At 46.1% G+C, this 23,412-nt stretch carries 20 protein-coding genes; 15 read left to right on the top strand and 5 right to left on the bottom strand.

Annotated elements, in window-relative coordinates; genetic code table 11:
- Positions 1-37: 37 nt before the first annotated feature.
- Positions 38-1,360 carry a CBS domain-containing protein gene (locus tag R5H20_RS17335; protein WP_006637988.1) on the top strand — a complete coding sequence of 441 codons (1,323 nt, stop codon included), beginning with the start codon at positions 38-40 and terminating at the stop codon, positions 1,358-1,360.
- Positions 1,361-1,387: 27 nt separating this feature from the next.
- On the opposite strand, the gene R5H20_RS17330 is transcribed toward R5H20_RS17335, so the two are convergent.
- Positions 1,388-1,690, bottom strand: coding sequence for a YtpI family protein (locus tag R5H20_RS17330; protein ID WP_006637987.1), 303 nt, complete (start codon positions 1,688-1,690; stop codon positions 1,388-1,390).
- A 146-nt stretch (positions 1,691-1,836) separates the two neighbouring features.
- Here R5H20_RS17330 and R5H20_RS17325 point away from each other — a divergent pair, with 146 nt between their 5' ends.
- On the top strand, positions 1,837-2,778 hold the full coding sequence (locus R5H20_RS17325; RefSeq protein WP_006637986.1) for a DHH family phosphoesterase: 942 nt from the start codon (positions 1,837-1,839) through the stop codon (positions 2,776-2,778).
- Between the two features lie 170 nt (positions 2,779-2,948).
- Here R5H20_RS17325 and R5H20_RS17320 read toward each other — a convergent pair whose 3' ends face one another.
- The 3 genes from R5H20_RS17320 to R5H20_RS17310 all read right to left on the bottom strand — a co-directional run bounded on the left by R5H20_RS17320 (position 2,949) and on the right by R5H20_RS17310 (position 4,073).
- A complete protein-coding gene (locus R5H20_RS17320; RefSeq protein WP_006637985.1) occupies positions 2,949-3,128 on the bottom strand; it encodes a YtzJ family protein in 180 nt (59 codons plus the stop codon).
- 103 nt (positions 3,129-3,231) lie between these two features.
- Entirely contained in the window at positions 3,232-3,735 is a 504-nt protein-coding gene (ytrI, locus tag R5H20_RS17315) for a sporulation membrane protein YtrI (protein ID WP_006637984.1), read from the bottom strand.
- The gene (locus R5H20_RS17310) at positions 3,732-4,073 is read right to left on the bottom strand and encodes a sporulation membrane protein YtrH (protein ID WP_006637983.1); all 342 of its coding nucleotides are present in this window, start codon (positions 4,071-4,073) and stop codon (positions 3,732-3,734) included. The genes ytrI and R5H20_RS17310 overlap by 4 nt, the downstream gene beginning before the upstream one ends.
- 139 nt (positions 4,074-4,212) lie before the next feature.
- Here R5H20_RS17310 and dnaE point away from each other — a divergent pair, with 139 nt between their 5' ends.
- The 7 genes from dnaE (at position 4,213) to R5H20_RS17275 (ending at position 14,602) form a co-directional block, all read left to right on the top strand.
- On the top strand, positions 4,213-7,557 hold the full coding sequence (dnaE, locus tag R5H20_RS17305; protein WP_006637982.1) for a DNA polymerase III subunit alpha: 3,345 nt from the start codon (positions 4,213-4,215) through the stop codon (positions 7,555-7,557).
- Between the two features lie 140 nt (positions 7,558-7,697).
- The gene (locus tag R5H20_RS17300; RefSeq protein WP_006637981.1) at positions 7,698-8,933 is read left to right on the top strand and encodes an NADP-dependent malic enzyme; all 1,236 of its coding nucleotides are present in this window, start codon (positions 7,698-7,700) and stop codon (positions 8,931-8,933) included.
- A gap of 365 nt (positions 8,934-9,298) precedes the next feature.
- Complete coding sequence (accD, locus tag R5H20_RS17295) at positions 9,299-10,174, top strand: acetyl-CoA carboxylase, carboxyltransferase subunit beta (RefSeq protein WP_006637980.1); 876 nt, start codon at positions 9,299-9,301, stop codon at positions 10,172-10,174.
- Positions 10,159-11,136, top strand: a complete 978-nt coding sequence (accA, locus tag R5H20_RS17290; RefSeq protein WP_006637979.1) for an acetyl-CoA carboxylase carboxyl transferase subunit alpha — start codon at positions 10,159-10,161, stop codon at positions 11,134-11,136. The genes accD and accA overlap by 16 nt, the downstream gene beginning before the upstream one ends.
- A gap of 240 nt (positions 11,137-11,376) precedes the next feature.
- Entirely contained in the window at positions 11,377-12,336 is a 960-nt protein-coding gene (gene pfkA, locus R5H20_RS17285; protein WP_006637978.1) for a 6-phosphofructokinase, read from the top strand.
- 26 nt (positions 12,337-12,362) lie between these two features.
- Entirely contained in the window at positions 12,363-14,120 is a 1,758-nt protein-coding gene (gene pyk, locus R5H20_RS17280) for a pyruvate kinase (RefSeq protein WP_006637977.1), read from the top strand.
- A 95-nt stretch (positions 14,121-14,215) separates the two neighbouring features.
- Entirely contained in the window at positions 14,216-14,602 is a 387-nt protein-coding gene (locus R5H20_RS17275; protein WP_006637976.1) for an FxsA family protein, read from the top strand.
- A gap of 36 nt (positions 14,603-14,638) precedes the next feature.
- On the opposite strand, the gene ytvI is transcribed toward R5H20_RS17275, so the two are convergent.
- A complete protein-coding gene (ytvI, locus tag R5H20_RS17270; protein ID WP_006637975.1) occupies positions 14,639-15,754 on the bottom strand; it encodes a sporulation integral membrane protein YtvI in 1,116 nt (371 codons plus the stop codon).
- Positions 15,755-15,852: 98 nt separating this feature from the next.
- Here ytvI and R5H20_RS17265 point away from each other — a divergent pair, with 98 nt between their 5' ends.
- The 6 genes from R5H20_RS17265 to pnpS all read left to right on the top strand — a co-directional run bounded on the left by R5H20_RS17265 (position 15,853) and on the right by pnpS (position 23,263).
- Complete coding sequence (locus R5H20_RS17265; RefSeq protein ID WP_006637974.1) at positions 15,853-16,317, top strand: DUF441 domain-containing protein; 465 nt, start codon at positions 15,853-15,855, stop codon at positions 16,315-16,317.
- 639 nt (positions 16,318-16,956) lie between these two features.
- On the top strand, positions 16,957-18,075 hold the full coding sequence (gene citZ / locus R5H20_RS17260; protein WP_006637973.1) for a citrate synthase: 1,119 nt from the start codon (positions 16,957-16,959) through the stop codon (positions 18,073-18,075).
- A gap of 158 nt (positions 18,076-18,233) precedes the next feature.
- Positions 18,234-19,505: an NADP-dependent isocitrate dehydrogenase gene (gene icd, locus R5H20_RS17255; RefSeq protein WP_006637972.1), complete on the top strand. Its 1,272-nt coding sequence runs from the start codon at positions 18,234-18,236 to the stop codon at positions 19,503-19,505.
- A gap of 47 nt (positions 19,506-19,552) precedes the next feature.
- Positions 19,553-20,491 (top strand): malate dehydrogenase, encoded by a 939-nt coding sequence (gene mdh, locus R5H20_RS17250; protein ID WP_006637971.1) that lies wholly within the window; start codon positions 19,553-19,555, stop codon positions 20,489-20,491.
- Between the two features lie 314 nt (positions 20,492-20,805).
- Entirely contained in the window at positions 20,806-21,528 is a 723-nt protein-coding gene (locus R5H20_RS17245) for a response regulator transcription factor (RefSeq protein ID WP_006637970.1), read from the top strand.
- A complete protein-coding gene (pnpS, locus tag R5H20_RS17240; protein WP_006637969.1) occupies positions 21,521-23,263 on the top strand; it encodes a two-component system histidine kinase PnpS in 1,743 nt (580 codons plus the stop codon). The genes R5H20_RS17245 and pnpS overlap by 8 nt, the downstream gene beginning before the upstream one ends.
- The last annotated feature ends 149 nt before the right edge of the window (positions 23,264-23,412 follow it).

Genomic DNA, 23,412 nt, shown 5'->3' with positions numbered 1-23,412 from the left:
AACCATATTTAGCAGTCAGAGGATGAAGGTGAAAAGATTGGCGACAAAACATGAACAGATCTTAAAATATATTGATTCCTTGCCCGTCGGCGAAAAAATCTCTGTCAGACGGATTGCCAAAGAAATGAAAGTAAGCGAAGGAACGGCTTACAGAGCGATAAAAGAAGCCGAGAATAAAGGGTTTGTCAGCACGATTGAAAGAGTCGGAACGATCAGGATCGAACAAAAGAAAAAAGAAAATATTGAAAAGCTGACATATGCCGAAGTGGTAAATGTCATTGACGGACATGTTCTTGGCGGCAAAGCAGGGCTTCATAAAACATTAAATAAATTCGTCATCGGAGCGATGGAACTTGATGCGATGATGAGATACACGGGAGCCGGAAATCTTTTGATTGTCGGGAACCGGATCGATGCGCACCGCCAGGCGCTTGAAGCGGGCGCCGCTGTTTTGGTAACGGGCGGGTTTGATACCGAACCGTCGATCCTTGAGCTTGCCGACAGGCTTGAGCTTCCGATCATGTCTACAAGCTATGACACGTTTACCGTCGCAGCCATGATCAACAGGGCCATCTACGACCAGCTCATTAAAAAAGAAGTCGTGCTTGTGGAAGACATTTTGACTCCGCTTGAAAAAACGGTCTGCTTATCTCCGGACGAAAAGCTTGAAAGATGGTATGAAAAAAACTTTGAAACGGGCCACGGAAGGTTTCCGGTCGTTGACGAGCAGATGAAGATCCACGGCATTCTCACATCAAAAGATGTTGCGGGATATGAACGTTCTGTTCTTATAGAAAAAGTCATGACGAAAAATCCGATTACGGTCGTCGGGAAAACATCCGTAGCTTCGGCAGCGCAGATGATGGTCTGGGAAGGAATCGAAGTGCTTCCGGTTGTAGATGAGCGGCAGAAGCTGATCGGCATGATCAGCAGACAAGATGTTTTAAAAGCGCTCCAAATGATTCAAAAACAGCCGCAGGTCGGTGAAAAACTTGATGATATCGTCACAGGCGGATTTAAAGAAACAGAAATCGACAAGCACAAGCCGTCTCCTGTTTATCAATATGAGGTGACACCGCAGATGACAAACCATTTGGGGACGATCTCATACGGCGTATTCACGACAATATTGACTGAAGCGGCAAACCGCTTTCTGCGTTCTCACAAAAAAGGGGATCTCGTGATAGAGAGCATGACGATTTATTTTTTAAAGCCCGTGCAAATGGAGTCTGTGATTGAAATTAAGCCGCACATCCTAGAAGCCGGAAGAAAATTCGGGAAAATGGATATTGAAGTGTTTCATCAGGGAGCTCTCGTCGGCAAAGCGATGATGATGGTGCAGCTCATGGAAAGAAGCTGAGGACGCGCCCGGATGCCCCCTCCTCCCTCAGGCATTCTCCCTTTCGTTTTCCTTGGCGAGCAAAGGGACATAATGCTTGTAGGCCCTGTATCCGGCCCACATGCTGCCGATTCCTGTCAAAACAAAAATCACGCCGATCCCGGCGCTTAAAGCGCCCCTGTTTAAAAACAGCTGATTCAGTCCAAAAAACATAATAAAAAGGCCTAAAGACATGCTCGATTTCGCGGACAAATATTCTTTCAACAGGGCCCTTTTTGTACGTACGTATTGAATCTTGTAATACACATAAAGAATCGCTGAAACCACAATGAAAAAAACAAAAAACGGCATAATCGACATCCTCCATTGTAAGTTTTACAAACCCATTGTATACATAATCGGGTTTGCTTTCTACAATAAAAAGTCATGACTTTCACTTTCCACCAGCAACAGATTGTGATTTAATGGTTAAAAATAACGTAAAGAAGGGGCACGGAATGAAAAAAGAAATCATCAGAACCATATCATTATATGACACTATTATTATACATAGACATGTGAGGCCGGACCCTGACGCCTACGGGTCCCAGTGCGGTCTTACGGAAATCTTGAAAGCAACCTATCCTGAAAAAAATATTTTTGCTGTTGGGACGCCGGAGCCGTCTTTGTCATTTTTATATACGCCGGAGACAATCGAAGACTCGGTTTATGAAAATGCCCTTGTCATCGTTTGCGATACGGCTAATCAGGAAAGAATCTCCGATCCCCGCTACAATAGGGGAGGCAAGCTGATCAAAATCGACCACCATCCGAACGAAGACCAGTATGGCGACCTTATTTGGGTCGACACAAATGCAAGCTCTACGAGTGAAATGATTTATGAATTATATTTGGCCGGGAAGGAAGCGGGATGGAAGCTTCCGGTAAAAGGAGCCGAGCTGATCTACGCGGGCATTGTCGGCGATACCGGGCGTTTTCTATTTCCGAATACAACGAAAAAGACATTAAAATATGCGGGTGAGCTCATCGAATATCCTTTCTCGTCTCAGGAGCTTTTTAATCAATTGTATGAGACAAAATTAAACGTTGTGAGGCTGAACGGATACATTTATCAAAATGTTTCCTTGACGGAAAATGGCGTGGCATCTGTTTTCATTACACAGGATATTTTAGAACGGTTCAATATCACGCCGTCTGAAGCATCACAGCTCGTCGGCACGATTGGCAATATATCCGGCATCAAAGCATGGGTGTTTTTTGTTGAAGAAGCTGATCAAATCAGGGTAAGGCTGCGGTCGAAGGGGCCGATTGTAAATGAAGTCGCGAAAAAATACAACGGGGGAGGCCATCCGTTGGCGGCCGGCGCTTCCATTTACGATTGGAAAGATGCCGACCGCGTCATCGCCGATTTGGAGCGCATATGTAAAGAACACAAATAAGAGGGGGAGCCCTCTTTTTTTGTGGTTGGTATGAAAGCGATTTCATTTATAGGTGTCCAAGAGCGTAAAATGTGTGACAGGTAACCGGCAAACGCGGCCGGCATCGCTGAATGAAGCCGGCACAAAAACAATCGTTTGTACGCGTATGAGCGCCTTATCTTATGTTTGGCTCATTCCGGTATAAACCAGGAGCCGATATCGGTTATATCCTCATATACATGGATGTTTTGTGCTTTTAATTCTTTTTTGATAAGGGACGCGAGACTTTCAGTTTCCGCATAAGCTGAATAGCCAAGCTTAATCCGGTTGACTTTATCTCTTGCCAGCTGATGGTAACTGTAAATGTACATTCTGCTTTCCTCCCTTTTTTATCATATCATTTACTGTCAGTTTAAAATAAAAAATGGAAAAAAGCGACGCATGTCTTTAAATAGTTAAAAAAAATCCATATTTTTATTCAGAAAAAGAAATTTTTATTTCAACGGAAAGCCTCGTATAAATCGTCAGCTCAGCAACCTTTGCTTTGTAGGTTTTATCATTGATGGTATACACTTTGTTTTCAATCGTCCGCTTCAAAAGCTCCTTTGTTCTATAGACGCTCTCAATATCCTTCGTAATGACATCGGAAATATTATCTTTGATATGCTCTTCAAAATTCATCTGGTCAGGCTGGGACAGTTTGTATTGTTTGCCGTTCACCAGCTTGACGTCCACGCTTTGAATCAGCAGCTTTCTTTTATTGTCTTCGTTCAGTTTGTGGAGATCCTCCCGGTAAATGGTGATCTGGTCATTCAAATCCTTGATCCGTTCTTTCTGATCGCGAATCATCACAACCTGCTCCTCCTGAAACGTACCGTACGTAAACAGGAAAACAAGCCAGCTGACGATGGCCCCGCACATCATCCCGGCAAAAAAACGCTGCCATCCCGGCTTTTTATAGTAAGGAGGAATTCTCATGAGGAAATATGCTCCTGTGTGAGCCAATTGATGATCAGATATCCCGTCTGTGCGCCTCCCATTGCCGACAGAATCAGGAGAAGCTGCTTGACAATGTCTCTTGTATTGCCTTCGAAAATGCCTCTTTCAAAGCTGTAAACCGCATCAAACGTACCGCCGATCGCAGCTACCAAAGCCCAGATCTTAAGCCGGTTTGCAAGGCTTGTAATAATCGTTAAAGGCGGCTGCCCCGATAAATAAGCGCCGATTCCGCCGATTAAAGCGCCGCCGAGAAGAACGCCGAGCGCGATAAAGTAACAGCTGATAAAGTTTGGAAAAAACGGTTGTTCAGGGTCCATTCTGATCACCTCACCTTTTAACATGATATGGACAAAGCAAGACAAGTATGATTGATGTCATGAAGAAAGAACATTTGTTTCTGATTCATTCACATCATATAATGAAAGGAGATTGCTCGAAAAAGGAAGGGGTGACAGAATGCCTTTCGTTCACCTGCAAGTACATAGCGGCTACAGTTTATTAAACAGCGCCGCCTCCGTGGAGGATCTCACAGCCAAGGCAAAAGCGCTCGGCTACGGCGCGATGGCGCTGACGGATGATGAGGTTATGTACGGGGCGGTCGAATTTTATAAAGCATGCAAAAAACGCGGAATCAAGCCGATTATCGGGCTGACCGCGTCCGTGCTCACAGATGAAAAAGAACAGCTTTCATATCCGCTCGTTCTTTTGGCAAAAACAAATAAAGGATATAAAAATCTGCTGAAAATCACCAGTGTGCTGCAGTCAAAATCAAAATCAGGGATCAAAGAAAAATGGCTGAAAAGCTACCACGAGGACATCATTGCGCTTACAACAGGGGAAACCGGTTATGTTGAAACGCTTCTGAAAGACGGGCAGACGGAAAAGGCAAGAGAAGCCGCTCTCCGGTATCAATCGATTTTCGGTGAGGAAAACTTCTATCTGTCCTACCAGCCGTACAAGGCTGATCCGCTTCTGTCCGAGCGCATTCTCGAGCTTTCTGAACAAGCTGGGATTCCGATTGCGGCCACAGGAGATGTAAGGTACCTCGAAAAAGGGGATATGACGGCTTACACCTGCTTAAAAGCGATTAAAGCGGGGGAGAAACTCGGGGAAAATGTGACCGATAAAGGCGATCACCATCTTGATCTGAAACCGGTTGACGAAATGCTCCATATTTACCGTAACCGCCCTGATGCCTTGGAAAACACCGTCAAGATCGCGGCTCAATGCCATGTCGATTTAAGCCTCGGCCAGACGCGCCTGCCCAAGTATCCGGCGCCCGGCGGCAAAAATCCGGACGAGTTTTTAACAGAGCTTTGCTTTGAAGGGCTGTCCAAGCGGTTTCCGGCACCCTCCCGTGAATATGTCCAACGGCTTGAATATGAGCTTTCCGTTATTAAAGACATGGCGTTCAGCGACTACTTTCTGATCGTCTGGGACTTTATGAAATTCGCGCACGAAAACGGCATTATCACAGGGCCGGGCCGCGGATCTGCGGCAGGTTCGCTTGTCGCCTATACGCTGTTTATCACAGATGTAGACCCGATCAGACACAAACTGCTGTTTGAACGTTTTTTAAATCCCGAACGGGTCACCATGCCTGATATTGATATTGATTTTCCCGATACGAGAAGGGATGAAGTCATTCAGTACGTCAAAAATAAGTATGGCGATCTTCACGTTGCCCAAATCATTACATTCGGGACATTGGCCGCAAAAGCCGCGCTGAGGGATGCCGGACGTGTGATGGGCATCAGTCCGAAGGAAGCGGATCAGCTTGCAAAACTGATTCCGTCAAAACCGGGGGTGACTCTGGAGGAAGCGAGAAAACAATCTCCTGAACTGGCAAGGCGCCTTAATGAATCGAAGCGGTTTCTAGAAATATTTGAAACGGCCCGGAAGATCGAAGGGCTGCCGCGGCATACATCGATACATGCGGCAGGCGTCGTTTTAAGCGAAGAGCCGCTCACGAATATTGTGCCGATCCAGGAAGGACATGACGGCGTATATTTAACGCAATATTCGATGGGCTACCTCGAAGACTTAGGGCTTCTGAAAATGGACTTTCTCGGCCTCCGAAATTTAACGCTGATTGAGTCCATCAAAACGCTGATTGAAAAGAACGAACGGATCACGATTGATTTTTCCAGCATATCCTATGAAGATGAGCAAACGTTTAAGCTTTTGTCTGCGGGGGATACGACCGGCATCTTCCAGCTTGAATCAGCCGGAATGAGAAACGTTCTAAAAAGGCTAAAACCAAACAGCCTTGAGGACATCGTCGCCGTCAACGCCCTGTACCGCCCCGGTCCGATGGAAAATATCCCGCTGTATATCAGCAGAAAGCATGGCCAGGCGCCTGTGTTTTATCCGCATGAAGATCTGGCGGACATTTTAAAGGATACGTACGGCGTCATTGTGTACCAGGAGCAAATCATGATGATCGCCTCGCAAATGGCGGGCTTCAGATTGGGGGAAGCCGATCTTTTGCGGCGGGCCGTCGGCAAAAAAAACAAGGAAATTCTTGATACAGAGAGAAATCATTTTATAGATGGATGTCTGAAAAAAGGATATTCCGTAAAATCGGCAAATGAAGTATATGATCTGATTGTGAAATTTGCCAATTACGGCTTCAACCGCAGCCATGCGGTCGCCTACAGCATGATCGGCTACCAGCTCGCTTATTTGAAAGCCCGCTATCCTTTGTATTTTATGTGCGGTCTGCTGACAAGCGCGATCGGCAATGAAGATAAGCTCGCCCAATACATCTATGAAGCAAAGGGAAAAGGGCTGAAGATTTTGGGGCCGTCGATCAATAAAAGCGGCTACCCGTTTACAATTGAAAACGGAGCTGTACGCTACAGCCTGAGAGCCGTTAAAGGCGTCGGGATATCGGCCGTGAAAGAAATTTACAGGGCGAGAAAGGAAAAGCCGTTTGCAGACTTGTTTGATTTCTGCATCAGGACATCTGTGAAAAGCGTCAACCGCAAAACGATCGAAGCTTTAATTTTTGCCGGAGCAATGGATGAGTTCGGAGAAAACCGCGCCACTTTGCTCGCTTCGATCGACATCGCTTTGGAGCATGCCGAATTATTTGCGGGGGACAGTGAACAGCTTGGATTTTTTCTGGATGAAGCCATCACCATCAAGCCGAAATATGCCAAAACGGAAGAGATGCCGCTCGTCGATCTGCTCGCGCGCGAAAAAGAAACGCTCGGCATCTACTTTTCAGACCATCCGCTGACCGTTCACCGCCCCATGCTCCAACAGGCGGGCGCGCTTCCGGTCATTCAGCTGCTCGGAAGCAGCCAGAAAAAAGCTGCTCTCGGCGCTCTTGTGACAAAAATAAAAACAATCAGGACGAAAGCAGGACAAACGATGGCGTTTCTTGAATTGAGCGATGAAAGCGGGGAGATGGAAGCAGTCGTTTTCCCAGACCAGCTCAGACAGCTTTCCCCGATATTGGAAGAAGGGGTATTGCTTTATACCGAAGGCCGGCTTGAAACGAGAAACGAAAAGCGGCAGCTCATCATTGCCAGGGCTTCCCTGCTTGATGCGCTTCATACAGAAAAAAAGCCTTCAGTTTACATCAAGGTTGAAGAAGATCAGCATACACAGGATATCCTTGAAAAAATCAGCGCGATTCTGCAGGAGCACAAAGGAGAGACGCAGGTCTGCATCTATTATGAAAAGAAAAAACAAACGATGAAGCTTCCTGAAGCCTATAATATACAGGCTGATCACGCTGTACTGTACCGGCTGAAAAGCGTTGTCGGAGATAAAAATGTCGTGCTTCGGTAAGGGCAATCTGAGCATATAGCATTAAAAAAGTCCTGAAGTATGTTATCATTTTTAAGATTCTATTGTCGTCCAAAAGAATCTTACAGCAGAAAACGAAGCAAAATTTTAGGCAAAATTCCCTTGAAGGAGTGTTTGTTAACATGTCATTGAAAGAAAAAGCGCTGCATATGCACAAAGTGAACCAGGGTAAACTGGAATCCAAATCAAAAGTCCAGGTTCGGAATGCGGATGATTTGAGCCTTGCCTATTCACCGGGTGTAGCCGAGCCTTGTAAAGCAATTTATGATGATAACAGCAAAGTATATGATTATACGATGAAGGGAAACATGGTAGCAGTTGTATCTGACGGAACAGCTGTGCTCGGTCTTGGAAACATCGGTCCTGAAGCAGCGCTTCCCGTTATGGAAGGAAAAGCGGTTCTTTTTAAAAGCTTTGCCGGTGTGGATGCCTTCCCGATCTGTTTAAATACATCTGATATAGATAAAATTGTTGAAACCGTAAAGCTCCTTGAGCCGACTTTCGGCGGCGTCAATCTTGAGGATATTGCAGCACCGAACTGCTTTGTCATCGAGGAACGCCTCAAAAAAGAAGCAAAAATCCCGGTTTTCCATGATGATCAGCACGGGACTGCGATTGTGACAGTAGCCGGGCTTGTCAATGCCCTTAAGCTGTCAGGAAAATCAATGTCTTCGATCAAAGTGGTGGCCAACGGCGCCGGTGCGGCCGGAATCGCCATTATCAAGCTTCTGTACCATTTCGGTGTCCGCGATATCATCATGTGCGACACAAAAGGCGCGATTTATGAAGGCCGTCCGAATGGCATGAATGCCGTTAAAGCCGAAGTTGCCAAATACACAAACAAAAACAGAATAGAAGGAACGCTTCAGGATGTGATTAAAGATGCGGATGTCTTTATCGGCGTTTCCGTTGAGGGAGCTCTGACGAAAGAAATGGTTGAAAGCATGGCGGATCAGCCGATCATTTTTGCCATGGCCAATCCAAATCCGGAAATCATGCCGGACCAAGCGCGTGCGGCAGGAGCCAGCGTTGTGGGAACCGGACGTTCCGACTTCCCGAATCAGGTGAACAATGTCCTCGCCTTCCCGGGCATTTTCCGCGGAGCGCTTGACGTAAGGGCGACACACATTAACGAAGAAATGAAAATCGCCGCCGTTGAAGCGATCGCATCCCTTGTTTCCGACGAAGAACTGAGCCCTGAATACGTCATCCCGGCTCCGTTCGATCCGAGAGTTGCTCCTGCCGTAGCCAAAGCGGTTGCGAAAGCCGCCATGGAAACAGGTGTGGCAAGAATTGACGTAGATCCTGAAGAAGTCGCTGAAAAAACAAGAAAACTCGCGATTATCGAAGAAAATTAAAACACCCCATTTTGATTTTTATCAGCGCGTGATCACTCGGATCCTAGAGTTGTCACGCGCTGTTTCTTGAAGAAAATGATTGATATTTCCTCTTATTGGAGACGCTTAAGAAGAAATCAGCCGCCTGAAAAAATTTTTTTCAGCCTGCATTTCCGGACATTTGTATCCGCTCTCAAGGCTTGTATATCAATTTGTCGGTCTTCAAGCTCATAAATGATAACCGCTCTGCTGCCGATTAAAAATTGTCGAATTGAGGATGACACCGTTTGACAAAAAAAGTACAATAGTTTCGGTATAGTGATGTTCTAGTCTAAGAGTGAGGACAGGCATATATGAGGAACCCTTCAGAAAAGGGAGGTAATCTTTTGTTAAAGGATATATTCAGCAAAAAGAAGAAAAAATACGCTTCCGTTCCCGCGGAGAAAGCGAAACAAGATGTACCTGAAGGCATCATGACAAAATGCCCTGATTGCAAAAAAATCATGCTCACGAAAGAGCTGGATAAAAACTTAAGGGTCTGCATGAACTGCGGATACCATCTGCAAATGAACGCAAAGCAGCGCATCAAAAGCCTGCTTGATGATGGAACCTTTGAAGAATTCAATCAGGACATGGTTTCAGAAAATCCGCTGGGATTTCCGGGATATTTAGAAAAACTGGAAAAAGACCGGGAGAAGACCTCTATAAATGAGGCGGTTGTAACCGGAAAAGGCTTAATCGACGGGTCTCCTGCGGTCGTTGCCGTCATGGACTCCACATTCAGAATGGGAAGCATGGGGTCTGTCGTCGGTGAAAAAATCACGCAGGCGATCGAAAAAGCAAGAGAAGAGAAAGTTCCTTTCATCATTTTCACCGCATCGGGCGGCGCGCGGATGCAGGAAGGCCTTCTCAGCTTGATGCAAATGGCGAAAACAAGCTCGGCGCTAAAGCTGTTCAGCGAAGAAAGCGGCTTGATCATTTCGGTGATGACACATCCGACGACAGGGGGAGTCTCTGCAAGCTTTGCATCTCTTGGAGACTATAACCTTGCGGAACCGGGCGCGCTCATCGGCTTTGCCGGGAGAAGGATTATCGAACAGACGATCCGAGAAGAGCTGCCTGAAGACTTTCAAACCGCAGAATTCTTGCTCAAGCACGGTCAGCTTGATTCCGTCGTTCACAGGGCAGACATGAAAAAAACGCTCAGCAGCATTTTAAAAATGCACCAACCTGGAGGTGATCTCGAGTGGCTGGAGAATTAGAGTTTGAAAGGCCGGTAATCGAACTGCGCAACAAGATTGCCGAACTGAAAAAATTCACACAGGATTCAGACATGGATTTAAGCTCTGAAATTACAAAGCTTGAAGCCCGTCTTGAAAGGCTTGAAGAAGATATTTATACAAATCTGAAGGCGTGGGACAGGGTGCAGATCGCAAGACATCCAAACCGTCCGACAACGCTTGATTATATAGAACATCTCTTTACCGATTTTTTCGAATGCCACGGGGATCGTTACTTCGGTGATGATGAAGCGATTGTTGGGGGGATCGCCAAGTTTCGGGGACTGCCCGTCACGGTGATCGGCCACCAGCGCGGCAAGGATACAAAAGAAAACATCCGCCGCAATTTCGGGATGCCGCATCCGGAAGGATACAGAAAAGCGTTGAGATTGATGAAGCAGGCTGACAAGTTTAACAGACCGATCATCTGCTTTATTGACACGAAGGGTGCTTATCCGGGCAAAGCGGCTGAAGAAAGAGGACAAAGCGAAGCTATCGCGAAAAACCTTTTTGAAATGGCCGGACTTTCCGTGCCCGTCATCTCGATCGTTATCGGTGAGGGAGGCAGCGGAGGAGCGCTTGCTCTCGGCGTTGCAAACCGTTTATTCATGCTGGAAAACTCCACGTATTCGGTCATTTCTCCGGAAGGAGCGGCAGCGATTTTGTGGAAGGATTCAGGACTTGCGAAAAAAGCGGCTGAAACAATGAAAATCACTGCTCCAGATCTTAAAGAATTAGATATTATTGATCATGTTATAAAAGAGGTGAGAGGCGGAGCGCACCGTGATATGAAACAGCAGGCTGCCTATATTGACGAGGCATTAAAACAAGCCCTCAAGTCCCTGATGAAACTGGATAAAAACGAACTGATCCAGCAGAGATACGAAAAATATAAATCCATTGGAAAAATTTCGACTGAAAACCAATATGTTGGGATAAAATAAGTAAACGTGAGGCCTTTTGGCCCACGTTTATTTTTATGGAATTGCCTAGAAAGTGAAAGGATTGTGTCAATCGCCGCGATTTTTCCAAGAGTTTGTTTGAAATTTATTTAAAAACTTTTTGTTTAATTGTATAATAATTAAGGTTTACAAAGGGACTTCGAAAAATTGACATCCCTTTTCATTGTTTTTGCGGCAATGAACGTGTTAAGGTAATTTATATATGTTTTCGAGGTGAAAAAGATGAAGCGAATCGGAGTATTGACGAGCGGCGGGGATTCCCCGGGAATGAATGCAGCTGTTCGGGCGGTTGTCAGAAAAGCGATCTATCATAACGTAGAAGTATACGGAATTTATAATGGGTATTCAGGTTTAATAAACGGAAAAATAGAAAAGCTCGAAATCGGCTCAGTCGGAGATATCATTCACCGCGGAGGAACGATGCTTTATACGGCAAGATGTCCTGAGTTTAAAACGGTTGAAGGACGGGAAAAAGGTATTGAGAATTTAAGAAAATATGGGATAGAAGGATTAGTTGTCATCGGAGGCGACGGTTCATATATGGGAGCCAAAAAACTGACTGAACACGGCTTTCCTTGTGTAGGCGTGCCTGGAACGATCGACAATGACATTCCGGGAACAGATTTGACCATTGGATTTGATACGGCACTGAACACGGTTATTGACGCAATTGACAAAATCAGAGATACCGCAACATCTCATGAACGTACATATGTGATTGAAGTAATGGGCCGCCATGCCGGCGATATTGCTCTATGGTCAGGGTTGGCCGGAGGAGCGGAATCGATCCTGATTCCTGAAGCGGACTATGATATGGAAGAAATCCTTGCCAGACTGCAAAGAGGACACGAACGCGGCAAGAAACACAGCATCATTATCGTTGCCGAGGGCGTCGGCAGCGGAGTTGAATTCGGAAAACGAATTGAAGAAGCCACAAATCTCGAAACTAGAGTATCAGTGCTTGGGCATATTCAGCGCGGGGGATCACCGACTGCTGCCGACCGCGTTTTGGCAAGCAGGCTCGGTGCATTTGCGGTCGAGCTGCTGCTTGAAGGAAAAGGCGGCCGATGCGTTGGTATTCAAAACAACCAGCTTGTGCATCATGATATTATTGAGATTCTTGATGAAAAACACACCGTTGATCAAAGCATGTACCGGCTGTCTCAAGAGCTGTCAATCTAGTGTATAACCCGAGGAGGAAGTAATAAATGAGAAAGACGAAAATAGTTTGTACAATTGGTCCGGCCAGCGAAAGCGTTGAAAAGCTTACTCAGCTTATGGAAGCAGGAATGAACGTTGCGCGCCTTAACTTTTCTCACGGAGATTTTGAAGAGCACGGCGCAAGAATCAAAAACATCCGTGAAGCTGCCAGCAAGCTCGGAAAAGATATCGGTATTCTGCTTGATACAAAAGGACCGGAGATCCGTACACATACAATGGAAAACGGTGCAATCGAACTTGAAGCGGGCGCTGAATTGATCGTTTCAATGGAAGAAGTCATCGGAACGACTGAAAAAATTTCTGTGACATATGACGGTTTAATTCATGACGTGTCAAAAGGATCAACAATTTTGCTTGATGACGGCCTGATCGGGCTTGAAGTTCTTGAAGTGAATGCGGACAAGCGTGAAATTTTGACAAAAGTCATGAACAGCGGGACATTAAAAAATAAAAAAGGCGTGAATGTGCCGGGGGTCAGCGTAAATCTTCCGGGAATTACGGAAAAAGACGCGAAAGACATCGTTTTCGGCATCGAGCAGGGCGTAGATTTCATCGCGGCATCTTTTGTGCGCCGCCCGTCCGATGTTCTTGAAATCCGCGAACTGCTTGAAGAGCACAATGCGACAGATATTCAAATCATTCCAAAAATCGAAAACCAGGAAGGCGTCGACAACATCGACCGCATTCTGGAAGTGTCAGACGGCTTGATGGTCGCGCGCGGAGACCTGGGTGTTGAAATCCCTGCTGAAGAAGTTCCGCTCGTCCAAAAAGAACTGATTAAAAAGTGCAATGCGCTTGGTAAACCTGTTATCACGGCTACGCAAATGCTTGACAGCATGCAGCGCAACCCGCGTCCAACCCGTGCGGAAGCAAGTGACGTTGCGAATGCGATTTTTGACGGCACTGACGCGATCATGCTTTCAGGTGAAACTGCAGCCGGGAATTATCCGGTAGAAGCTGTTCAAACCATGCACAATATTGCATCCCGTTCAGAACAGGCGCTGAACCATAAAAAAATCCTTTCTGCAAGAAGCAAACAGGTCGGCATGTCGATTACGGACGCTATCGGACAGTCTGTTGCGCATACGGCAATCAACTTGGATGTTTCGGCTATCGTGGCGCCTACGGAAAGCGGCCACACAGCGAGAATGATTTCCAAATATCGTCCAAAAGCACCGATTGTGGCTGTTACGGTCAGCGATTCAGTATCCAGAAAGCTGTCCCTTGTATTCGGCGTTTTCGCAAAAAGCGGACAAAATCACAGCTCCACCGACGAAATGCTTGAAAATGCTGTGCAAAAGTCACTTGACAGCGGCATCGTTCACCACGGCGATTTGATCATCATTACAGCCGGCGCGGTCGGTGAAGCGGGTACAACGAATCTGATGAAAGTGTATGTCGTCGGCGATGTGATCGCAAAAGGCCAGGGAATCGGACGCAAATCCGCGTTTGGTGAAGTGGTCATCGCACAAAACGCCAAAGAGGCGGGCGAAAAAATGAAAGAAGGCGCCGTTTTGGTGACAAAAAGCACGGATCGTGATATGATGGCCTCTCTCGAAAAAGCGTCTGCGCTTATTACGGAAGAAGGCGGCTTGACCAGCCATGCGGCAGTCGTGGGCTTAAGTCTAGGTATCCCTGTTATCGTCGGAGTGGAAAAAGCGACTTCCATTTTGACAGAAGGAGAAGACATTACGGTCGACTCTGCCCGCGGAGCGGTTTACTGCGGACGCGCCAGCGTGCTTTAATCGCTTATGTTAGGAAGAAGGGGAAGTGATTTCCCTTCTTTTTTTACAGGCGGGGACCGGCCGTTCGCTTCCATAAAGAACGTGAGGTGAAAATGATGAAGTTTTTCTTATTATTTCTCATTATCTTTCCGGCAAGTGAAATCGGCCTGTTCCTATTGTCCGCCAACTGGATCGGTGTTTTGCCAACCGTGCTGCTGATCATATTGACGGGCTTTCTCGGCGCGGCTCTGGCTAAAAAGCAGGGCATAGAGGTTTATCATAAAGTCCAGCGCGATCTTCAATACGGAAAAATGCCCGGTGATGCGATTTTAGACGGGCTTTGCATTTTCTTCGGCGGCATGCTGCTGCTTCTCCCCGGATTTCTATCCGATATCATCGGTTTACTGCTATTGATTCCGGCATCACGCAATTGGCTCAAACCGTTTTTATCCCGCAAACTGAAAAAAATGTCTGAAGGCAGACGGGTGAAAATTATCAAATAATGTAAAGCGGCAGCCTGCTGAAAAGCGGATTGTCGTTTATTTTTGGTTTCCTTTAATAAAAAGCCAGATTTCCTTGAATATACCTGTTGTATAGAGAGCCTGAATCAGAACGAAAAGAGCGGGACCCATGATCAGCCCGAGAAATCCAAACAGCTTGAGGCCGGCAAAAAGGGAGATGAGTGTGCCTAAAGGATGGATTCCGATTGATTTGCTCAAGATCTTTGGTTCGGCAAGCTGCCTGAACAGCAATACAACGATGTACAATACACCGAGGCCGATAGCGAGCGGCAGCTGCTTGGTGATTACCAAATATAAAATCCAAGGGACGAATACTGACCCTGCTCCCAAATACGGAAGAAGATCAACAAGTCCGATGAAAAAAGCAATCGCCACAGCATGGTTGACTTTCAGGACGGCAAGTCCGATCAGCACGAGGACCATCGTGATGGAAACGAGCGCAAGCTGCGCCTTCAAAAAGCCGGTCAACGCTTTTTTTAGTTCGGCATAAACCGCGGCTCCCCCTGCAATCAGACGGTCAGGCAATACCGTCTTCACCCCTTTTTTGAATTGATGTAAATCCTTGCTGATGAAAAAAGTGGCCAAGAGGGAAAAAATCAGCACGGCTGCCGTATTTGGCAAGAAAGCGAAAAAAAGCGGCACCATTTCTAAAATTTTGGAAAGAAATGAAGCGGTGCTCGAAGCGAATCCGCTCCCGACATTCTCGATCTGCGCAATAATCGATTCCTGCTGGCCGGCGTCAAGTCCGTCAAAAAAAGCGGCAAGCTGATTGTAAAGCGGCATGATTTGACCGGTGAAAAATCGTTCAATATAAAAAGCGGCTTTATGTAATTGAGCGGGCAGCACCTTGGCCAAATAAGCTGCACCGGAGACAATCTCGGCAACGACCAATGTCAAAAAGCCCGCTCCTAAGACCAAAAAGCAGCTCAACACGATGCCGACATTGACGCCCCGCGGAAATCCCGTCGATTTTTCCAGCCATTCTACAAAAGGGTTAATCATCACGGCCAGAATAAGGGCGATCACAAAAGGATAGGTTAACGGAAAAGAGTAGTACCCGGCTGTTCCGACGGCTGCGGTTAAGAAAAGCACAAAACCTGCCCGAAGTGCGATTGTAAGATAGGATTGATTCAATTCTAAAATCCTCCCGCAAGAAAGCGTGTCCTTTTTTTCATTTTATTCATGAGTCCTGCTATTATGAGAAAGGTCATAAAAAAATGGAGATGAAACAGATGTTTACTCAAGCCAATTTATTTTTACTGCTTTTGCTGGCGATCGCTTTAATAGCCAAAAACCAGTCTCTGCTGATTGCGGTATCGGTGCTTTTGGTGATCAAGCTGATCGGCCTCGATCAAAAGCTGTTCCCCTACATTCAGTCAAAGGGAATCAACTGGGGCGTCACGGTGATTACGATTGCCGTTCTTGTACCGATCGCGACAGGAGAAATCGGATTTAAACAGCTTGGTGAAGCGATGAAATCATATTATGCGTGGATTGCCCTTGGAGCAGGCATCCTCGTCGCTCTGATCGCCAAAAACGGCATCACCCTGCTTGCGCAGGATCCGCATATCACGACCGCCCTTGTCTTCGGAACGATTTTGGCAGTCGCTTTATTTAAAGGCGTCGCGGTTGGCCCGTTAATCGGCGCGGGAATTGCTTACCTCGTCATGCAGGTCGTACAGCATTTTGCTCCATAGGTTCGGGTTGCAGTGTCTATGAATCAATCCCCTTTGAAAAAAGGGGATTCAGCGTGTCGACAAACCCTCGCATTCGTTGTCAGGCCTGTGCGTCGGTGCTCACGAATTCCAACATTCGCTCCGCTCCGCTGCTCGGCCTTCCTAGACTGCAAGGGTTTTCAATCACGCTGAAAGGATGACAAAATTCTAAAACTGAAAACCGTTTTAGGATTTTGTCAACAATCTAAATCCCCTTTGAAAAAAGGGGATTTTTTTGTTCAATATGTTTCGCAACCGAAAAAATTTCAGAGCCGTATTTTTTCAAAAAAACATAATTGAATACAAATTAAACCGTAAAAAACTACTAAAAGTCTGTAAATAGAAGACAGCTAGACTAAAAAATGAGCTGAAAAAACTATAGTTAAACATTTAACAAATGTCTGATAATTGTTTATAATATAAATATGCTTAATCTTTATTAAGCTTATCGGAGTATTGAAGGGTATAAAGACGCATGATTGTTTTATTTGAAAAACGATTTAATGTAAGCATTTTCTTTTTAGATCCAAAAGAAGGTGTATTGCATTCTGCGTTGTTTTTACTCCAGGGTTTTGGTTTAATTTTAAAAGGGGAAATTTTTTAAAAAAGGGAGAGATGTATATGACAGCAACACGCGGCCTAGAAGGGGTAGTCGCAACTACATCATCAGTAAGTTCAATTATTGATGATACTCTTACATATGTAGGGTATAACATCGATGATTTGACTGAAAACGCCAGCTTTGAAGAAATTGTATACCTGCTCTGGCATTTAAAGCTGCCGAACAAAGCCGAGCTTGCCGAGCTTAAAAAACAGCTTTCTGAAAATGCCGGCATCCCCAAAGAATTAATTGATCATTTCAAATCCTACTCAAATCGAAAAGTCCACCCGATGGCAGCCATTCGTACAGCGGTTTCTTTATTGGGGCTGTATGACGAAGAAGCAGATCAAATGGATGCGGAAGCGAACTACAGGAAAGCGGTGCGTCTGCAAGCAAAGATGCCTGCGCTTGTCGCTGCTTTTTCAAGAATCCGCAAAGGGCTTGAGCCAATCGAACCAAATCCTGAACTCGGCTTTGCCGCCAATTTTCTTTATATGCTGAATGGAAAAGATCCTTCGCCTGTCGAAATCGAAGCCTTTGATAAAGCATTGATTCTCCATGCGGACCATGAGCTGAACGCCTCCACATTTACGGCAAGGGTATGCGTCGCAACGCTTTCAGACGTATATTCCGGAATAACCGCCGCAATCGGCGCCTTGAAAGGCCCGCTTCACGGGGGCGCAAACGAGGCAGTTATGAAAATGCTTTCAGAGATTGGCGAGGTGGAAAACGTAGAATCCTATATTCGCGCCAAACTTGAAAAGAAAGAAAAGATTATGGGATTTGGGCACCGCGTGTACCGGCAGGGCGATCCGCGCGCAAAGCACTTGAAGGAAATGAGCAGAAGGCTGACGAATTTAACCGGTGAGAGCAAATGGTTTGAGATTTCCGAGCGGACTGAACAAATTGTCACATCGGAAAAAAAGCTGCCGCCAAACGTAGACTTTTACTCTGCGTCGGTTTATCATAGCTTAGGAATCGACCATGATCTGTTTACGCCTATATTTGCGATCAGCCGGGTATCAGGCTGGCTGGCGCATATTCTTGAACAATATGAAAACAACCGACTGATCCGCCCGCGCGCCGATTACACGGGGCCGGACATGCAGAAGTTCATTCCGCTTGAAGAAAGAAGCTGACGAATGAATGAGGGGCTGTCCGCGGTTTTAAAGGACAGCCTTCTTCACACGCTTTTTGCTAAATGAACTTATGAATCTATGAAAAAACATGCTTGTCCCCCTCTCCGGGGGAAACAAATGTTTTTCTATATGCACTACATATTATGGGAGGTTTTATTGTGGCACAAGGTGAAAAAATTACAGTCTCTGGCGGAGCATTAAACGTTCCAAATAACCCGATCATCCCGTTTATCGAAGGGGACGGAACCGGTCCTGATATTTGGAGAGCGGCTTCAAGGGTTTTGGAAGCAGCCGTTGAAAAAGCGTATAAAGGCGAAAAGAAAATCACCTGGAAAGAAGTCTACGCCGGTGAGAAGGCATTCAACAAAACAGGCGAATGGCTTCCGGAGGAAACGCTGGACGCAATCCGCGAATATCTCATCGCCATTAAAGGTCCTTTAACCACACCGGTAGGGGGCGGAATCCGCTCGTTAAACGTAGCGCTCAGACAGGAGCTTGACTTGTTCACATGCTTAAGACCTGTCCGCTATTTCAAAGGTGTTCCTTCTCCGGTCAAACGCCCTGAAGATACGGACATGGTCATCTTCCGCGAAAATACCGAAGACATCTACGCAGGCATTGAGTACGCCAAAGGTTCTGAAGAAGTGGAAAAGCTGATTTCCTTCCTGAAAAACGAGCTTGGCGTTAATAAAATCCGCTTCCCTGAAACATCAGGCATCGGAATCAAACCGGTTTCGCAAGAAGGAACATCAAGACTTGTCAGAGCAGCCATCGAGTATGCGATTGAGCACGGCCGTAAATCCGTGACCCTCGTTCATAAAGGAAACATCATGAAATTTACTGAAGGAGCCTTTAAAAACTGGGGATATGAAGTGGCTGAAAAAGAATTCGGCGACAAGGTATTTACATGGGCCGAATATGACCGCATCGCTGAAAAAGACGGCAAAGACGCGGCCAATAAGGCGCAAAGCGAAGCCGAAGCAGCTGGGAAGATCATCATCAAAGACAGCATCGCCGACATTTTCCTTCAGCAGATTCTTACGCGTCCTGCGGAATTTGACGTTGTGGCAACAATGAACTTGAACGGGGACTACATCTCTGATGCGCTTGCGGCACAAGTAGGGGGAATCGGGATAGCGCCGGGAGCGAACATCAACTATGAAACAGGGCATGCCATATTTGAAGCAACGCACGGTACGGCTCCTAAATATGCCGGCCTTGATAAAGTCAACCCGTCATCAGTCATCCTTTCCGGCGTCCTGCTTCTTGAACATTTGGGATGGAATGAAGCAGCCGACCTTATCATTAAATCGATGGAAAAAACAATCGCCTCCAAAGTCGTGACATATGATTTTGCCCGCTTGATGGACGGCGCGACAGAAGTAAAATGCTCTGAGTTCGGGGATGAGCTCATCAAAAACATGTCTTAACCAACAATAGGTTTTATCAACAAAAAACAACAAAAGGGGTAGAAAAAATGGGAAAGAAGCGTAATAAAGTATCTATTATTGGAGCGGGTTTCACGGGTGCAACAACTGCATTCCTGACGGCACAAAAAGAATTGGCTGATGTCGTGCTGGTCGACATTCCGCAGCTTGAGAACCCTACGAAAGGCAAGGCGCTCGACATGCTTGAAGCGAGTCCTGTCCAAGGGTTTGACGCAAATATTAAAGGAACGGCGAATTATGAAGACACAGCCGGTTCCGATATCGTCGTGATCACCGCCGGCATCGCGAGAAAGCCTGGAATGAGCAGGGACGACCTTGTCGCTACAAATGAAAAAATCATGAGAAGCGTCACAAAAGAAGTCGTCAAATATTCTCCGGACTGTATCATCGTCGTCTTGACGAATCCAGTTGACGCGATGACTTATGCCGTATTTAAAGAATCCGGTTTTCCGAAAGAGCGGGTCATTGGCCAGTCGGGGATCCTCGATACCGCGAGATTCAGAACATTTGTCGCTCAAGAGCTGAATCTTTCCGTCAAGGACATCACAGGCTTTGTGCTTGGCGGCCATGGGGACGATATGGTGCCGCTAGTCCGCTATTCTTATGCGGGCGGCATTCCGCTTGAAACGCTTCTTCCAAAAGACCGCATTGATGCAATTGTCGAAAGAACGAGAAAAGGCGGGGGAGAAATTGTCAACCTGTTAGGAAACGGAAGCGCATATTATGCGCCTGCCGCTTCACTGACGGAAATGGTTGAAGCGATCTTGAAAGATCAGCGCCGTGTATTGCCGACGATCGCCTACCTTGAAGGTGAATACGGTTATGAAGGCATCTATCTCGGCGTACCGACCATCATAGGCGGAAACGGCCTTGAGCAGATTATCGAACTTGAACTGACAGATTATGAAAAAAGTCAGCTGGATCAATCCGTTCAATCCGTGAAGAACGTCATGAAGGTACTTTCATAGAACAAACGGACAGGGAAGGCTTGGAAAAGCCTTCCCGTTTTTCATAGTAGGCAAAAATGAAAATCGAGACATAAACACAGGCTCCGGGCATATACCTAATCATAATCATCTGCCCGGACATTTCTATCTTTTAATGATCTCGAATTTCTTGAATGTAGCTGTACAGAAAACGGGTAAAAAGAAGGTTTATTTTAAAAGACAGAAAAATCAAATTGTCGAACAGACAGGCTTTCGTTAAAATAAGAGTGAAAACATTTGTTGATCATAAAATAGAGATAGAGATGTCGGGGAAATCTGAAGCCTGGAGGCATGTCATGAGCAAAAAGATATTAGTTGTAGACGATGAAGAATCAATTGTTACCCTTCTAAAATATAACCTTGAACGGTCAGGTTACCAAGTCGTAACGGCTATGGACGGAGAGGCCGGCTTATTAAAAGCGATAGAAGAGAAGCCGGATCTGATTGTGCTTGATCTGATGCTCCCAAAAATGGACGGAATCGAAGTCTGCAAGGAGCTCAGACAGCAGAAATTGATGTATCCGATTTTGATGCTTACCGCAAAAGACGATGAATTCGATAAAGTGCTCGGGCTTGAATTGGGAGCGGACGACTACATGACAAAACCGTTCAGCCCGAGAGAGGTAACGGCAAGAGTCAAAGCGATCTTAAGGAGAACACAGACGCTACCTGTTCAGCAGGATGAAGCTGAAGAGGCGGATACCGGGGAACTGATCATCGGCGAGCTTAAAATACTGCCTGAACATTATGAGGTATATTTTCAAAACGAACGTCTCGAACTCACGCCGAAGGAATTTGAGCTTCTTTTATATCTCGGGAAGCATAAGGGAAGAGTGCTGACAAGAGACCTTCTGTTGAATGCTGTCTGGAATTATGACTTTGCGGGAGACACGCGCATTGTCGACGTTCATATCAGCCACCTGCGCGATAAGATTGAAAAAAACACCAAAAAACCTGAATACATTAAAACGATCAGAGGTCTTGGCTACAAAATGGAGGAGCCGAAACTGAATGATTAAATTTCGGACTCGGCTTTTAGCTGCCCTGCTGACGCTCTTGATTCTCGTATTTGCTTCACTCGGCTTTCTGCTTGTTCACTTGTTTCACACTTCCTACTATGAAAAATTAAGCAGCCATATTGAAAAAGAAGCCGGCTTGATCGCCTCGCTGGCGGACACCGATCATCTGAAGTCTAAAGAGCAAGGCGCACTGTTGGAAAATGCAAGCCGTGAACTGAACAGCGCCGTAGCACTGATAGATACAAAAGGCAAGGTCCTTTTTCATTTTGGAGGCAGCCCCGATCAAGCGGTTATAAAAGAGGCGGTTGAATCAGAAGAAAATGTTGAAAGCGGAGGCTATCGAATCAATCCGGATGATGAAGCAAAATTCCGCTATGTACAGCCGCTGAAGGAACGCGGGGAACTGCACGGCTATCTCCTGATCACTTCACCTGTTGATTCGCTCGCGGATATCAACCAGAAGATTTGGATTCTGCTCGGCGTCAGCCTTGGAACGGCGTTTCTGATCATAGCAGGGCTTGGGGCGAGAATCACCTCGCAATACACGAATCCGATTGAATCCGCAACCCAAGTTGCGATTGAGCTAGCGAAAGGAAACTACAAAGCGAGGACTTTTAACGAAGATGAGACGATGCTGAGCCAGTCGATTAATATGCTGGCCCAGAATTTGCAGGACATGACCAGAGCCCAGGAAATGCAGCGGGACCGGCTGCAGACCGTGATCGAAAACATAGATTCCGGGCTGATTTTAATTGACGGGAAAGGCTATATTCATTTGGTGAACCGCGCCTATCAAAAACAGTTTCACGTTCAGGCGGACCAGCTTCTTTACCATTTTTATCATGAGGTGCTTGAACATGAAGAAATCATCAATCTTATTGAAGAAATTTTCATGACCGAAACAAAGGTCCGCAAGATGTTTCATCTGCCGATCCGGATTGAAAGAAGATATTTCGAAGTCGACGGGGTTCCGATTATCGGCATCAATGATGAATGGAAGGGAATCGTCCTCGTGTTCCACGACATGACAGAGAGAAAACAGCTTGAAGAAATGAGAAAGGACTTTGTCGCAAACGTCTCCCATGAGCTGAAAACGCCGATTACTTCAATCAAGGGCTTTACCGAAACGCTTCTTGACGGCGCCATGAACGAACGGGAAACCCTCTCACAATTTCTCTCGATTATTTTAAAAGAAAGCGGGCGTCTGCAAACCCTCATTCAGGATCTATTGGATCTTTCCAAAATCGAGCAGCAAAACTTCACCCTGAACATTCAAGATTGCGACATCGGTGAAATCCTTGTGGAGATTGAAATGCTTTTGAAAAATAAAGCGGAGGAAAGAGGAATCTCGCTTAGGCTCGAAAAACCGGAAGGACCGGCCGTTGCTTCCGGAGATCCGCACAGATTGAAGCAGATCTTCTTAAATTTGGTCAACAATGCCATCACATACACACCGGAAACCGGCAGTGTGACGATTTCTGCCGAAGTGCTTGAAGATGTGGTTCAAGTGAAGGTGAGGGATACGGGCATCGGCATCAAAAAAGAGGAAATCCCGAGAATTTTTGAACGGTTCTACCGGATTGACAAAGACAGAAGCAGAAACTCGGGAGGCACCGGGCTCGGCCTTGCGATCGTCAAGCATTTGGTTGAAGCGCATCACGGTGAAATCGATGTCGAAAGCGAGCAGGGAAAAGGCACCGTATTTACAGTCCGCTTAAAACGCGCTTCGCATTGATCGGAATGAACAATCTTTACAAAGGCTTTACAACTTTTATATACACCTTTAAAACTTGGTTGATAGGATCATTAGTGAACCCCTTCATCCAAGGAGCCATATGGACGGACGCGAGATCATCACGCGTCCCTTTTTTTGTTTTCTAAAAA

It is taken from the genome of Bacillus sp. KICET-3, from assembly GCF_033261025.1.
In the GTDB taxonomy this organism is placed as follows: domain Bacteria; phylum Bacillota; class Bacilli; order Bacillales; family Bacillaceae; genus Bacillus; species Bacillus sonorensis.
The sequence above is the reverse complement of the archived record's forward strand: the minus strand, read 5'-3'. Positions and strand labels throughout refer to the sequence as shown.

Excerpts from the sequence above, each read along its gene's own strand:
- R5H20_RS17330 (WP_006637987.1), bottom strand. The coding sequence starts at position 1,690 with ATGCCGTTTTTTGTTTTTTTCATTGTGGTTTCAGCGATTCTTTATGTG.
- R5H20_RS17325 (WP_006637986.1), top strand. The coding sequence starts at position 1,837 with ATGAAAAAAGAAATCATCAGAACCATATCATTATATGACACTATTATT.
- R5H20_RS17320 (WP_006637985.1), bottom strand. The coding sequence starts at position 3,128 with ATGTACATTTACAGTTACCATCAGCTGGCAAGAGATAAAGTCAACCGG.
- ytrI (WP_006637984.1), bottom strand. The coding sequence starts at position 3,735 with ATGAGAATTCCTCCTTACTATAAAAAGCCGGGATGGCAGCGTTTTTTT.
- R5H20_RS17310 (WP_006637983.1), bottom strand. The coding sequence starts at position 4,073 with ATGGACCCTGAACAACCGTTTTTTCCAAACTTTATCAGCTGTTACTTT.
- dnaE (WP_006637982.1), top strand. The coding sequence starts at position 4,213 with ATGCCTTTCGTTCACCTGCAAGTACATAGCGGCTACAGTTTATTAAAC.
- R5H20_RS17300 (WP_006637981.1), top strand. The coding sequence starts at position 7,698 with ATGTCATTGAAAGAAAAAGCGCTGCATATGCACAAAGTGAACCAGGGT.
- pfkA (WP_006637978.1), top strand. The coding sequence starts at position 11,377 with ATGAAGCGAATCGGAGTATTGACGAGCGGCGGGGATTCCCCGGGAATG.
- pyk (WP_006637977.1), top strand. The coding sequence starts at position 12,363 with ATGAGAAAGACGAAAATAGTTTGTACAATTGGTCCGGCCAGCGAAAGC.
- R5H20_RS17275 (WP_006637976.1), top strand. The coding sequence starts at position 14,216 with ATGAAGTTTTTCTTATTATTTCTCATTATCTTTCCGGCAAGTGAAATC.
- R5H20_RS17265 (WP_006637974.1), top strand. The coding sequence starts at position 15,853 with ATGTTTACTCAAGCCAATTTATTTTTACTGCTTTTGCTGGCGATCGCT.
- citZ (WP_006637973.1), top strand. The coding sequence starts at position 16,957 with ATGACAGCAACACGCGGCCTAGAAGGGGTAGTCGCAACTACATCATCA.
- mdh (WP_006637971.1), top strand. The coding sequence starts at position 19,553 with ATGGGAAAGAAGCGTAATAAAGTATCTATTATTGGAGCGGGTTTCACG.
- R5H20_RS17245 (WP_006637970.1), top strand. The coding sequence starts at position 20,806 with ATGAGCAAAAAGATATTAGTTGTAGACGATGAAGAATCAATTGTTACC.
- pnpS (WP_006637969.1), top strand. The coding sequence starts at position 21,521 with ATGATTAAATTTCGGACTCGGCTTTTAGCTGCCCTGCTGACGCTCTTG.